The following is a 13,962-nucleotide window of genomic DNA, read 5'->3' on the forward strand; positions in this document are numbered from 1 at the left end:
CTTAAAGTAGATTAATGATCTTGATTACCTAATTCGGCAAGCAATTCGGCATGATATTCCCGTTTTAAGTTATCAATGACCATGGATAAGTGACCGGCCATGATTTCCTGCAGTTGATAAAGGGTGAGATTGATGCGGTGATCCGTTAAGCGGCCCTGTGGAAAATTATAAGTACGAATGCGCTCGGAACGATCGCCGCTGCCTACCATCAGTTTGCGTGTTTCTGCTTGCTGTTTGCGTTGTTTGCTTTGTTCAGCGTCCAGAAGTCTGGTTTTCAATAGTGCCATTGCCTTGGCTCGGTTTTTATGTTGAGAACGTTCATCCTGACATTCCACCACCAGTCCTGTAGGCAAATGAGTAATACGAATAGCAGAATCGGTCTTATTGACGTGCTGGCCACCTGCGCCGGAGGAACGGTAAGTATCAATGCGCAAGTCATCGTGATTGATTTCAACATCATCAATTTCTTCTACTTCTGGCAATATAGCAACCGTACAGGCTGAGGTATGCACTCGCCCTTGTGATTCGGTTTCTGGTACACGTTGTACCCGGTGGGTACCCGATTCAAACTTTAACTGGGCATAGACATTATGCCCGCTTATGCGAGCAATGACTTCCTTAAAACCACCATGCTCCCCAGGGTTGGCACTAATGATTTCTACATGCCATCCTTGGCTTTCAGCATAACGGCTGTACATGCGGAACAAGTCGCCGGCAAAAATAGCAGCTTCATCGCCGCCAGTACCAGCTCGCACTTCCAAATAAATATTGCGTTCGTCTTCTGGATCTTTAGGAATTAAATGCCACTGCAGTTCTTCTTCCAGGGCTTCTTTTTTGTTTTTGCCTCATCCATTTCTTCAGCAGCCATCATGGCCAATTCTTCATCTTCCCCTTCTTGTAAAGCTTCTAGGGAGCGAAGTTCCTCACAAGCTTGCTGATAACTTTGGTAGCAGATTGCTATTGGTTCAAGTTGTGCATACTCTTTTGAAAGCATTTTAAATTGATTCTGATCAGCAATAATGCTTGCTTCAGAGAGCAGGCGTCCAACTTCCTGAAAGCGTTCGTAGATCTGTTCCAGTTTTAATTCAAGTGACTTTTTCATAAGAAGAAAGATGGGTTGATGCATTAAATAGGTACTGGGCAAGATCAAGTATGTCTTTGCGATTATCCCAGGCTGCTTGTCGTAAACCGACCGTTGGCGCATGCGTTAATTTATTAAGCAAACGTTCACTGAATTCTGAGAGCACATTATATTGGCAATGCCCGGCTGCCAGTTTTTGCATGGCCCTTTGCAATTCTTGTTGTGCAAGTTCTTGCATTTGTTGGCGATAGTCACAAATGACGTCTTTTGCTCTAAGCGAACGATGCCAGCGAATATAATTTTCCAACTCAAAATCGATTAATCGTTCTGCTTCTATGGCAGCAGTCCGACGTTCATCCATGCCTTTTTCCGTCATGACCTTCAAATCGTCAATATTATAAAGATGCACGCCAGAGAGTTCTTTTATATTTGCTTCTATATCACGAGGAACGGCTAAATCCAAGAAAAACATAGGTGCTTGCTGGCGTTTACTCATTGCTTGTTCCACCAGCATTTTAGTGATAAAGGGCAGTGGACACGCTGTCGCTGATATGACAACGTCGGCTTGCGATAGATATTGCGGGATATCACTGATGGTCAATGCCTCACCAGCAAATGTTTGGGCAAGTAATTTGGCCTTCTCATGACTGCGGCTGGCTACCATAAAATGCGATACTCCCTGTTTGTGCAAATATTTTGCAACGAGGGAGGCCATTTCACCGGAACCAATGATAAATACATTTAATGAATTAAATTCAGCGAATTGCTGACCAATTAACTGTACGGCAGCGAAGGCAATAGATACTGGATTATTGCCGATACCACTAAGATTTCTTATACGTTTGCTGGCATTAAATACGTATTGAAACACTTGTCGTAGATTATTTTTTATGGTTCCAGCGTGGCATGCATGCTGGTAGGCTTGCTTCATTTGACCAAGAATTTGAGGTTCACCCAACATCATAGAATCCAAACCGCTGGCAACCCGTAACGTATGGCGAATGCCATGGTGTTCATGATGCATGTAAAAGTGAGGGGAGAGAACACCCAATGGTACTTGCTGTTCTTGAGCTAGCCACGGTAGAAGGCCTTGAGGATCATTGGTATCGCAATAGATTTCTGTGCGATTGCACGTGGATAAAATAGCTGCTTCATTGATTGCAGGCAATTCCATTAGGCTATTGAGCACGGTGTTTTGAGCAGACACCGACAGTGCGACTTTTTCGCGCACATCAATAGGTGCTGTTTTATGGTTAAGTCCGCAAGCTACAAACACTGGAGTTTATGTCTGTTATATCAGTATGCAATGCATGAATTGTATACTATTGCCTGCCGGTTTTGTAGACTTAATGTGTTATTAAACTGGTTTGTTTTGTAATGCCCGCCTAAAAAATTTCATTTATTCTAAAGTCCTTTTAATTTCAGCCGTTAAACTAATTAGCTATTTTTTGAACATATTCAGATCCTGATAAGGGGGAGATATGGAAATAATTTTTCAGGGTAAACACAGCGGAGATGAAGCGGTTGCAAGCTTGCTGAATGTTATACGTATGTTCAAGGAGCGCTACCACATCAGTCAATTCAGAGAAATGCATTTGACCGTGACGCTGGTTGACGAGTGTGGAGAGGATGTGGAGTTGATTGACAGCGATACTGAAGAAGTATACCGAACGTTTGAGGTTTATCGCGAAGGTGGCGAGTTGACTAGACGGCCTGGTCTGCCTGTGTTGAAATTAGTGGTTGATAATACTCGGTAATGGAGTAATTGTGCATATTGTTTGGTCTTTACTGGCGATTATCCTGGGATTGCTGTTGGTGGTTGGTTTGCATGAAGCGGGACATGCTTTGGCCGCGCGTCTGTGCGGGGTCAAAATCAGACGTATTTCAATTGGCTTTGGCAGGCCTTTATTAAAATGGCAGAATAAAACAGGTTATGAATGGGTATGGGCTTTGTGGCCTTTAGGCGGTTATGTGCAATTGCTTAATTCCCGTATTGAACCCCTGCCAGTTCAAGATTATCCCTATTGTTTTGATAAAAAACCGATATGGATGCGCGTTATTATTTTATTATCAGGCGGTTTGGCAAACTTTGTGACGGCATGGCTTGCTTTATTAATCTTCTTTATGATTGGATACCAGCAAACCGCGCCTGTGATTGCCTCCATTTCCTCAACGAGTCTTGCAGCAGCAGCCGGATTACAGGCAAATGATCGTTTGATTAGCATTGCCGGTAAGGAAACGGCTTCTTGGCAGCAGGCGGGCATGCAATTCATTATGGAATTAGGGGAACAAAAAGTTCCTGTTGTTGTGCAAGACGTTTCAGGGGAAAAACGCCTAATAGAGCTTGATTTGACTCGGTGGCGATATACGCAGCAAAAAAATGCGCTGCTGGCTGGAATGGGCATCGTTCCCGATTTATCAAGCCAGCACCAGGAACAAGTTCCTGGTAAGTCTTTTTTACAGGCCGGCTATCAAGCATGGGTGCAAATCATCCAATGGCTGATTTTTTTTCTGATGATATTAAAACAATTAATGACAGGGGTTCTTCCTTTTGCTGTATTGCTTGGGCCAATTAGTATTTTTACGGAAATCGTTGCTTCATTTTTCCAAGGGTTGGCTGTGTTTTTGTATTTTATGGCAACAATGAGCTTGGCCGTAGGATTGATTAATTTATTTCCCATTCCCGGTCTTGACGGTGGTTCTATTGTTTATGCTCTTGTAGAAGCTGTGCGAGGAAAACCAGTTTCGGTCGCTCTTGAAGTGTTGTTGCATCGTCTGGCATTCATTATTTTTTGTGTATTAATGGTTCATTTGGTGATGAATGATTTGCAGCGCTATGTGCAAGGATAGCGAATCATATTTGCGTGATGGTAGGCGGGCTTCCTTCTCCTGCCTACCAATGTTCAAATATAAAGTTCATGCATTATACGGTGAGGCTGGTGGCTTCGGCGGTTTCTTCAGCAGCTACCAAGAGCGTTTCTTCTTGCAAACGGGCCAGGGCTTTTGCAGCAGAACGAGTCTGTTTTTCTCCATAACTATCCTCCTCAACGTAATACTTATAAGGATCACTGGCGACCAGTTCTCTGGCTTGGCAAGGCCTATAAAATGTCGTGGCTTTCGTCTCGGCTGTTAGCCCTAGCGCACAATGTTTATTAATAAAAGGAGGGGTATAGGCATGGTTACAATATAATTCCTCTTCATAAGCTTCAAGAACGGCTCCATTTTGATATAAGACAGCGGCATCTTCAGGATTGACATACACTGATGTATAAGTATCATCGCCTGTTTTTCTATAAACATTGGATACTTTTGCGCACGCATGCTGGCCGACAAAACCTACTATCTTTTTTTCAGGAAGTAAAAAACTTAACATTCTGGCCGGTGAGTTAAAATAAACGGAGCTTTCCGCATTGTAATATTCGTTTGCCGTAAAACAACCGCTTAAGACGATATTATCGATAGAAGTTCCACTGAATCGTTCTAATTGGCGGACAAATCTTGCAAAGTTTAGAGTGGCCAAAAACTCTGCTCTAGCTTCTCTTGGACCAGCAAAGAGCCAACCAGGGGCGCCGTGGGACTCAAGCCATAGTGTCAGTGATTCTGGTGGCTTTCCCCCGGTTCTGATGGATGCCTGTAATTGTTCGTCATCCGCTAAGCCATCCTCGGTTATTGGGAAAGAAAATTTTCTCGCAGTATTCATTTTTCCATAACCAATGTCGGTGACGAAATCGATGGCGCTAGTAAAATCAACGGAGGTTCCTGCTTCATCGTCATTGGGGGAATGGATAACGAGCGCGATTGGTTTTCTTTTTCCCGTTAATCCTGCGGTTTTAGGATGTAAAATTTTATAGATTTCTTTTCCCATGATAAGTCGCTCATAGTTAGTTAGAAGTGATGAAATTGAGTGTACGGTGTTTTTCTTAAGCCAATATTAAGTGTTTTTTTTATTAAGATAATTGCTCTGTGCGGGACAAAATTTAGATGGTTTTTGAGGATTTAGAGGTGAAGCAAAGGTAACTCGCTGATTAAATTCAAATAATTTATACTTCATTTCGCGAAAAAGGAGGTATAAATGAAGAACATCAGCGAGTTAAAGGGCATATTAGGTCAACATTTAGGTTGGCACAAGGCTCGAATTAATTTTTTTGCGCGAGCTTTAATTGGTTTTTTGCTGGCCCGGAGCATTAATTTTAAAGAGATTTCGGTTTTTATGCCTTCATTGGCGTTGATTGAATCACGCTATAAAAGGATTCAGCGGTTTTTTCGCGACTTTGAGATTGATTTTGATTTTATAGCCCGCTGGTTATTTTTATTGTTCTTTCATTCCTCAGATAAACTCTATTTATCCATTGACCGAACCAATTGGTTTTGGGGTCGAAGCAAAATCAATATATTCATGCTATCCATTTGTTATGAAGGTATTGCAATCCCTATCTATTGGCGTTTGCTTCCTAAAGCGGGCCATTCGACGGGTAGGGAACAAATTGCATTATTAAAGCGGTTTATCCAGCAATTTGGTACTCATCCGATTGAAGCGGTTCTTGCCGATAGGGAGTTTCCCAACAAAACGTTTATATCCTGGCTTCAAGAGCACAATATACCCTTTTATATGAGAATCAAGCATGACACGGCTGTCAAAATCCGGGCCAAAAAATATAAATCCGCCGGTGAAATCTTTGCAGGATTAAGTCCAAGAGTACATCATGTCTTTCATATGCGCCTGACTTTGTTTCAGCATCAACTCTATCTTGCCGCCAGTAAAAACGAACGCAATGAATTGATGATTATCGTGACTAATGCCAACCCTAAAGTTGCTCTAGCTACCTACTTAAGACGGTGGGAAATCGAATGTCTTTTTCAAGCCTTTAAACAGAGGGGATTTCAGTTTGAGTCAACGCAGGTTACTCATTCTGCACGATTAGAAAAAATGCTCGCTTTTATGGCTATTGCCTTTGCCTGGGCTCATAAAACCGGGGAGTGGCAGGCAATTAAACGGCCAATTAAGTGGACAGCCATTAAAAAACAACTAAGGCCAAGAACCAGCTTTTTCAAATATGGTCTCGATTTTATTCGCGATAAACTCAGCTCTTTTGGTTGCAAAATTGCCGAATTTAGAAAAATTATCCAACATCTTATTCCTCTTAATTTCATAACAGGCGCTGCTTCATGAAATTTTGTCCTGCACAGAGAGATAATTGAATATATTCGTTGCTATTTGATTTTTTTTGATACCATTGTTTTTTAATTACTTAAGTTAAATGATGCTTGTTTCAGACCATAAAAATCCAAATCATGCGGATGATTATCTCAGTGATGTATTATTCTTTGTGCGTTATGTTCCTGAAGCTTTGGCAGGTGCAGTTAAACACGCGGCTATTGGGGCATTGCTAGGTTGGGGAACCAGTTATGTTTGTTGGTCTGGTTTGCAGGCATTTGCTGCGGAACATCATGATGCAGTGGACTTAACTGGAAATCATGTAGCTGAGGGTGAGCAATTTCTTAGAATGTCGCGTCAGCCACAATTTAATAAAGTGACCCCACCTATTTCAGATATTTTGCCTGTCTATACAAGCGGTGTAGGAGCTTGTGCTGGTTTTTTCTATGGATTAAATAAAAAATGTCGGGAATATCCTGAGCGACTAAGACAGGAGCGAGAGTCCAGAGAAGCATCGCTGAATCCCGCCTGAGTGGTTCCTCGTTTTTCCATACGTGCGCAATGGCTGTTTGTTCATCAGAATATTTTTGGATTGGATTGCCTGGAGTGATTTTATTCCGATATTGCTCTGGCGCAACACCAGACATCCACCTGAACTATTCCTTGTTTTTTTAAAGTCCCCGCTAGTTCATTGGCTGTGCTGCCTGTTGTTAGTAAATCATCTACTAGGGTGATGTGATGGTAGGGACTGGTATTCGTTGTAAAAGAGCCACGTAAATTTTGTTGTCTTTGTTTGCCATTTAGACCGGCTTGAGGTGCTGTATTTCGTATTTTTTTACAGAGTAATGGTTCATAAGGCATCTTTAAACGGACCGCTAAATATTTGGCGAGTTCGTTTGCCTGATTATATCCTCTGTCACGCAATCGTCCTGGATGCATGGGGACAGGCACCAAGCATTGAGTATTATTCAGATCAGGGGGGGTCCTTAACATTAAATTGGCAATAAAAGAATTTAAATAAAGCCCTTCACGATATTTAAATTCATGCAGCAGCGTACGTAATGGTTCCTCAAAACGATAGCTGGCAAACACCCGATCGAATAGGGGTTTTTTTCGTATGCATTGCCCACAAACTAAAAACTTATCATCTGGCAATGGTATAGCACATATGCGGCAGGTAAAGCCTAAAGGGATAAAAAGTTCTGTGCATGTCTTGCAGATTGTTTCAAGTCCTTGATGATACTGATTACATAATGCACATATAGAAGGCAGTCTCAGTATTTGTGCTATACTTTTTGTTTTTTGACGCAGGCGTGTTAAATCCATGGCTAGCTTTGCTTTTTTATAAAGATGGCCTGACATTCCAAAACATCAGTGAAATCCACTGAATAGAGCGGATTAGGCGCACCAAATATTCCATTGGTCTATCATGAGTTTGAAATTTGAAATTTGCAATGCCTTTAATATCCATGCGCAGGAGTATGAGCAAGCTGCTAAAGTACAGATGGAAATTGGTGAGCGTCTTTTTGAGCGGTTGCACTATTTAAAAATTACACCGCGCTATATTCTTGATTTAGGTTGCGGTACTGGTGTTTTTACCCGGCGTTTAAAAAAACAGTATCCTCAAGCGCAAGTGATTGGCTTTGATTTAGCTCATGCGATGCTTATGCAAGCGAAAAAAAAACAGACATGGCGAAAGAAATGGTCATTAGTTAATGGCGATATGATGGCCATGCCGTTCGTTTCTGGTCTTTTTGATTTAGTGTTTGCCAATCAAGTATTGCACTGGGCTTATCCCATTTCTTCCGTCATGGGTGAGTTAAATCGAGTGATGAATTCACAAGGATGCTTAATGTTTTCTACGTTAGGCCCCGATACCTTTCAAGAGTTAAGGCAGGCTTGGGCCCAAGTCAATCGTTATGCTCATACTAATGATTTTGTGGATATGCACGATCTTGGTGATTGCTTATTGGCTGAACATTTTATTGATCCTGTCGTTGATATGGAAATGTTGACGGCTCATTACACTTCTTTGTCTCATCTTCTTAAGGCGTTAAAAGCGCAAGGAGTACGTAATATTAATCGGGCACGTAATCAAGGTTTGACTGGCAAAAGTGCCTGGCATAAATTTGAAGAAGCTTTTACCGCTTTACGGACGGAAACAGGCAAGTTTCCGCTAACGTATGAAGTTATCTATGGCCATGCGTGGAAAGGTATGCAACGACGTCTAGGTAACGGAACAGAAACCAGGATTTCAGTTGAGCAATTGCGAGGTGCGGTAAAACCTCAGTCTTCATAACACCATATAATTTAGATTCCAAGTTAAGGAGAAAACATGGAGTTTGTTAGTCGTTACATCGCGCATCAACCTGATGAACAGGGCATGATTCAATATTCGACTGAGGAGCATCGCGTTTGGCGTATATTATTCGAACGTCAATGTAAATTACTTGCAGGGCGAGCATGCAATGAGTTTTTAAAAGGATTAGAAAGCCTTGCGCTCACGGCGGATTCAATCCCTCAATTGCCTCATGTAAGTCGGCGTTTGGATTCGTTAACTGGATGGCAAGTTGTTCCCGTAGCCGCGTTAATTTCAGCTCGTGAATTTTTCGAGTTATTGGCCAAACGTCAATTTCCAGCAGCGACGTTTATCCGGGTTGAAGAAGAGTTGGATTATGTAAAAGAACCTGATATTTTCCATGAACTTTTTGGTCATTGTCCTATGCTGACGGATCCTGTCTATGCGGATTTTGTACAAGACTATGCAAAGAAAGTCCTGGAATTTCCAGAACAGGATTGGGCGCTTTTGCAACGGTTATTTTGGTTTACTGTCGAATTTGGTTTGATTAAAACGGCCCCAGGAATCAGGGCTTATGGTGGCGGTATCTTATCTTCTATCAGCGAAACGGTTTATAGTGTGGAAAGTGAGATAGCCATGCGAGTTTTGTTTGAACCGGTTGCAGCATTTCGGATGCCTTATCGAATTGATATGCTTCAGCCTGTTTATTTTGTGATTGATGAGTACCAACAATTGTATTATTTTGTTAAATCGGATATCGGCAAGCTAATTCGTCGGGCGCGTGAACTGGGTGAATATCCTCCTTTTTTCCCGGTCAGTGACAATAATCCGAATATTCACATTCATGCTTGTTAATATTGGCATTTGCTTTTGTAAAACGTATAGGCCATATCAATGTCCTTATAGTTCACTATGAGCATTGTATTTACTACCATTGTAATGAGTTGTTACTCTTGTTAATATCCTTGCATCTTTTTATGTTCATTGACTGTTCTATCAGGAGCATCGCTTGATAAAAGTATTAATTGTTGATGACCATGCTTTGGTGCGAATGGGTATTCGACGATTATTGGAAGATTTGCCCGACGTAGATGTTGTTGGAGAAGCGGAAAGTGGTGAGGTTGCCTTAACATTAGTGAAAGCATGCAAGCCCGATGTGGTGTTGCTGGACATGAAAATGCCCGGCATCGATGGTTGGGAAGTGACCAGACGTCTTAAGAAGTCTAATCCTCAGGTAAAGGTTATCGCTGTAACCGCAGTGTGCGCTGAGCCATTGCCGACTCGGGTTTTGCAATTAGGTGCCATGGGGTATCTGACTAAAGAGTCCGGGATAGAAGAAATGGCGGCAGCTATTCGTAAGGTACATAAAGGTGAAAAGTATTTAAGTGCTGAAATTGCCCAGAAAATGGCAATCAATAGTCTACAAGCCCCTCAGGAGTCCCCCTTTGATCTGCTGTCTGAACGGGAAATGCAAGTGATGTTGATGATAACCAGTGGTATGACCGTTCAGGATATTGCTGATCGATTATTTCTCAGTAGCAAGACAATTAATGGTTATCGTTATCGTATCTTCGAGAAGCTGGTGATTAAAAATGATGTTGAGCTTACTTATCTCGCTATGAAGCATCGAGTCATAGAGCAACCGCATAACCCATTAAAGGATGAGTGATTAATTTTTTCATATTGCTCATTCTTATCGCCTATATTTTTGTGTGTCTTGTTAATCCTTTTAAAGGCACGTGGTACAAAGCTTTATTTTAGACGTATACTTTCTTAAGAAGAATCTATTACCTTTCCCATTTAATTAATTTGACAGGTTGAGTTGTACAAATGGTTCTGTTTTCTGTCATCCCCGCGAAGGCGAGGATCCAGTCTGAACAGAGCACAGAGCCACATTAAATATGGTTTCCCGCCTTCGTGGGAATGACAGATAGCCTGTTAAATTAAATGGAAAAAGCACTAAAAAGAGATTCATTGATGATGTTGTTTAGGAATAGTTATTGCAATGTTAGATAATCTAAGTACTTTTCTTGCCAACTTAACGACCGAGCCTGGCGTTTATCGCATGCTGGATGCCAAGGGAAATGTGCTATACATCGGTAAAGCGGCTAATATAAAAAAACGAGTAAGCAGTTATTTTACCAAAACGGATGCAGGCGCAAAAACACGTTCGCTGGTCAATCAGATAGCAGCAATAGAAGTTAGTATTACTCGCAGTGAGACAGAGGCCTTGCTCCTTGAAAGCAGTTTAATTAAATCACTGCGCCCTAAATACAATGTTTTGTTACGCGACGATAAATCGTACCCGTTTATTCATGTCACCAATCAACACGCTTATCCCCGCATGGAAGTGATGCGTTATAAACATAAGCCTAAAAAAGGGGATTTTTTTGGCCCATATCCTAGTGTTACCGCAGTAAGAGAAATGTTAAGCACTATTCAAAAAGTATTTAAGATCCGTAATTGCAGCGACAGTGACTTTAGCAGTCGTACGCGACCTTGTTTGCAGTATCAAATTAAACGATGCAGTGCACCTTGTACCGCATATATATCGGAACGTGAATATCAGCAATCGGTTGTTGATGCGACACGGTTTTTACAAGGTAAAAGTCAGGATATTCTTACCGAATTAGAAATTCGTATGGAGGAGGCTGTCAAGCGTCTTGAATTTGAAGAAGCTGCCCGATTGCGGGACCAAATCAAGAGTTTACGCTTGACACAAGAACAGCAAGGCATGGTGCAATTGCAGGGAGATGCAGATGTTATAGTGATTGAGGCGCGCCCCGGATTTGCCTGCATTCAATGGGTAACTGTACGAGATGGTCAAGTGATGGGAAATCAGAGTTTCTTTCCTTCTGTACCAGCGGAGGCGTTAGAGGAGGATGATGGGGAAGCGAGTGTGTGGCAACAAGTTTTTGCTGCCTTTATTGGCTATTTTTATGTAGATTCTCCAGAAAGAATTCCACCGCTTATTTTGACAAATCATCCAATAGAAGATCAGCAAGCGCTTCAGGCTACATTGAGCTCATTGCGTGGTAAAACATGCCGAATTCAAACGAAACCGCGAGGGATAAAAGCCCGTTGGCTGGATTTTGCCTCTAATAATTTAGAAAAGGTTGTTGCGGAGTATTTAACTTCCACCACAATAATAGCAAAACGCTATGAAGCATTGCAGACTTTATTGAAGTTGCATGAAAAAATCATGCGCATGGAATGTTTTGATGTTAGTCATACACAAGGGGATTCCACGGTGGCATCTTGCGTTGTTTTTGATGCTCATGGCCCATCCAAAAAAGAGTATCGCCGTTTCAATATCACCGGCATCACTCCTGGTGATGACTATAAAGCGTTGGAGCAAGCTATTCGAAGACGATTTAAAAAACTGGCAGCAGAACAACGATTGCCAACCATCTTGATTGTTGATGGGGGTAAAGGACAAGTGGCGGCGGCAGCTCGTGTTTTCGATGAATTAAATGTAAAAAGCGTTAAACTGTTAGGAATTGCCAAGGGCCCGACCCGCAAAGCGGGTCAAGAACAAATTATTCTTGCAGACGAAGCACAGGAGATTATTTTACCGCCAGATTCTCCGGCATTACATCTAATTCAATACATTCGTGATGAAGCTCATCGGTTCGCCATTACGTTGCACCGCAAGAAAAGACAAAAGGCAAGCTTTACCTCATCGCTTGAATCCATTGCGGGAGTCGGTGGAAAACGCCGCCAGGCCTTATTGCGGCGATTTGGAGGATTGCGGGAATTGGCAAAAGCTCCTGTGAATGAAATCGCTAAGGTGCAAGGAATCAGCGAGAGTCTTGCGGCACGTATTTATGAGCATTTTCATTCTTAGGATCTATGTACATTATATTTCATGTTATGGTTGCAAATTGGTCTGATTGGTACCATATTACTTTTAAATTCGTTAGAGCTTGCTGTTCGTCTTATTCAAATGCAAAGTGACACTTTAAAACACAAAGTGGCACTCAATCACCCAAATTTTCGCTTCGTAAAATGAAATGTAAACAGACCCTAATATTTTCGCAATAATCATTGATTTTTAGCTAAACTTTTTCTGGAAATAGACGAAAATAAAGTTAAAGATATAAGTAAATGAATTTCCTTAAGGGAATTAAATCATGAGCAAGAAGAAACTGGTGGTCGCAGCGATGTTGTCTCTGGTAGCAGCCGTTGCAAAGTCTGCAGACAAGCCGCTTTATTATGGAACGGCTCTCTGTCAATATCCACAATATCAATGCATTAAAGTAGGTCGTGGAGAAAGCTGGGAAAAATTATTTCCTGATGAGACGCAACGTGACTTGGTTCAGCGGCTTAATCGCAGTTATAACTATTTATGGCCAGGAAAGGAAATTGTTGTTCCAACAAATCTTAATGAAGTTACTATATTTGATCTTTCTCCTTTTCCATTAAAAATTCAGTCGCAAGAAAAAGTGAAACAAATTATTGTGGATCAAGATAAGTTGGCGTGGGGTGCTTATGATGAACAAGGTCGGTTAGTCAAGTGGGGTCCCATTTCTTCTGGAAGTGATAAATGTTCAGATAACAGCAGCCCGACATGTCGGACTAAGACAGGCATCTACCGAATCTTTAGCAAGGAAAGTGAACGTTGCAAATCCAATGTTTTTCCTATAGGAAAAGGTGGGGCTAAAATGCCTTATTGCATGTATTTTCATAAAGGGCTTGCTTTGCATGGCTCCGATGATATTCCAGGTTATCGTGCCAGCCACGGATGTGTTCGAATGTTTACGAGAGATGCTAAATGGTTGAATGAGGAGTTTGTAGAATTATCAAATGAGCGTAATAATTTTTTGGGAACCAAAGTGGTGATTCGTCCAATAACTGACACTGAGAAAAAACAATGAATATAACTCCTGTGATGAAGCAAAATTTATTACCAATGGCTGCTTTTGTGTTGCTCTTGATAGGAATGACTACAGCCACTGCTGCCACCGCTGTTTCTAAGGAAAAAGAAGATGCCAGCAATCCTCTAGGATGCCGTGACGTAGGTTATCAATTCCAATTAAAAATACTTGAACTTCTTCCTGAAGAGGCGGGTGAGCGGAATTCATTGTATTTTGTCTTTAATAAATTGGATAAGCCGATTAATCTTTATCAAATGCGCCATGGGGAGAGTTCACGCAGTATTTATTTAAACCACCTTATCCAGCCCAAGCAATGGGCGGTATTATCAACGTGTGAAAAACAACTTAAATACATTTGCACGGTTGATGACAGTAAATCACACTATGGTAAAGTGGTGGATTGTGAACAAAGCGTGCAAGTATGTGAATTTGCCCGGGTTAGATTTGGTCTTAATAATCGGGGAAATCATTGGATAGTGAATAGCAATACCAAAGGTGGTGCTGTCCGAGAAGTAGTGCATTATGGCATTATCCCACAATAGGTACTCAA

The 13,962-nt window shown here is 41.6% G+C and carries 13 protein-coding genes and 1 pseudogene; 10 read left to right on the plus strand and 4 right to left on the minus strand.

All coding sequences use genetic code 11. From position 1 onward, the window contains the following. Positions 1–11 precede the first annotated feature (11 nt). A pseudogene (prfA, locus tag LOA_RS13630) lies at positions 12–1,204 on the minus strand (peptide chain release factor 1). Next, positions 1,086–2,357, minus strand: a complete 1,272-nt coding sequence (gene hemA, locus LOA_RS03675) for a glutamyl-tRNA reductase (protein ID WP_025385187.1) — start codon at positions 2,355–2,357, stop codon at positions 1,086–1,088. The pseudogene prfA and the gene hemA overlap by 119 nt, the downstream one beginning before the upstream one ends. Before the next feature lie 205 nt (positions 2,358–2,562). Here hemA and LOA_RS03680 point away from each other — a divergent pair, with 205 nt between their 5' ends. Then, the gene (locus LOA_RS03680; protein ID WP_025385188.1) at positions 2,563–2,838 is read left to right on the plus strand and encodes a hypothetical protein; all 276 of its coding nucleotides are present in this window, start codon (positions 2,563–2,565) and stop codon (positions 2,836–2,838) included. A gap of 16 nt (positions 2,839–2,854) precedes the next feature. Beyond that, complete coding sequence (locus LOA_RS03685; protein WP_025385189.1) at positions 2,855–3,931, plus strand: M50 family metallopeptidase; 1,077 nt, start codon at positions 2,855–2,857, stop codon at positions 3,929–3,931. A gap of 73 nt (positions 3,932–4,004) precedes the next feature. Here LOA_RS03685 and LOA_RS03690 read toward each other — a convergent pair whose 3' ends face one another. After that, positions 4,005–4,946 (minus strand): hypothetical protein, encoded by a 942-nt coding sequence (locus LOA_RS03690; RefSeq protein WP_025385190.1) that lies wholly within the window; start codon positions 4,944–4,946, stop codon positions 4,005–4,007. A 207-nt stretch (positions 4,947–5,153) separates the two neighbouring features. Between LOA_RS03690 and LOA_RS03695 the strand changes: the two genes are divergently transcribed. Together LOA_RS03695 and LOA_RS03700 are read left to right on the plus strand one after the other, a co-directional pair. Next, positions 5,154–6,251, plus strand: coding sequence for an IS4 family transposase (locus LOA_RS03695; RefSeq protein ID WP_025385058.1), 1,098 nt, complete (start codon positions 5,154–5,156; stop codon positions 6,249–6,251). 88 nt (positions 6,252–6,339) lie between these two features. Further along, positions 6,340–6,768, plus strand: a complete 429-nt coding sequence (locus LOA_RS03700) for a hypothetical protein (RefSeq protein WP_025385191.1) — start codon at positions 6,340–6,342, stop codon at positions 6,766–6,768. A gap of 80 nt (positions 6,769–6,848) precedes the next feature. Here the strand turns inward: LOA_RS03700 and LOA_RS03705 are convergent, their stop codons facing one another. Next, positions 6,849–7,562 (minus strand): ComF family protein, encoded by a 714-nt coding sequence (locus tag LOA_RS03705; protein WP_237757968.1) that lies wholly within the window; start codon positions 7,560–7,562, stop codon positions 6,849–6,851. A 103-nt stretch (positions 7,563–7,665) separates the two neighbouring features. Here LOA_RS03705 and bioC point away from each other — a divergent pair, with 103 nt between their 5' ends. The 6 genes from bioC to LOA_RS03735 all read left to right on the plus strand — a co-directional run bounded on the left by bioC (position 7,666) and on the right by LOA_RS03735 (position 13,954). Next, the gene (bioC, locus tag LOA_RS03710) at positions 7,666–8,535 is read left to right on the plus strand and encodes a malonyl-ACP O-methyltransferase BioC (protein ID WP_025385193.1); all 870 of its coding nucleotides are present in this window, start codon (positions 7,666–7,668) and stop codon (positions 8,533–8,535) included. Between the two features lie 36 nt (positions 8,536–8,571). Next, positions 8,572–9,390: a phenylalanine 4-monooxygenase gene (gene phhA / locus LOA_RS03715; protein WP_025385194.1), complete on the plus strand. Its 819-nt coding sequence runs from the start codon at positions 8,572–8,574 to the stop codon at positions 9,388–9,390. A 154-nt stretch (positions 9,391–9,544) separates the two neighbouring features. Next, positions 9,545–10,204, plus strand: coding sequence for a two-component system response regulator LetA (letA, locus tag LOA_RS03720; RefSeq protein WP_025385195.1), 660 nt, complete (start codon positions 9,545–9,547; stop codon positions 10,202–10,204). A 336-nt stretch (positions 10,205–10,540) separates the two neighbouring features. Next, positions 10,541–12,382 (plus strand): excinuclease ABC subunit UvrC, encoded by a 1,842-nt coding sequence (uvrC, locus tag LOA_RS03725; protein ID WP_025385196.1) that lies wholly within the window; start codon positions 10,541–10,543, stop codon positions 12,380–12,382. Between the two features lie 286 nt (positions 12,383–12,668). Then, positions 12,669–13,412: a L,D-transpeptidase gene (locus LOA_RS03730; RefSeq protein ID WP_025385197.1), complete on the plus strand. Its 744-nt coding sequence runs from the start codon at positions 12,669–12,671 to the stop codon at positions 13,410–13,412. Further along, positions 13,409–13,954 (plus strand): hypothetical protein, encoded by a 546-nt coding sequence (locus LOA_RS03735; protein WP_035893339.1) that lies wholly within the window; start codon positions 13,409–13,411, stop codon positions 13,952–13,954. The genes LOA_RS03730 and LOA_RS03735 overlap by 4 nt, the downstream gene beginning before the upstream one ends. Positions 13,955–13,962: the final 8 nt, after the last annotated feature.

Origin of the sequence: Legionella oakridgensis ATCC 33761 = DSM 21215, from assembly GCF_000512355.1 — a bacterium.
GTDB lineage: Bacteria > Pseudomonadota > Gammaproteobacteria > Legionellales > Legionellaceae > Legionella_A > Legionella_A oakridgensis.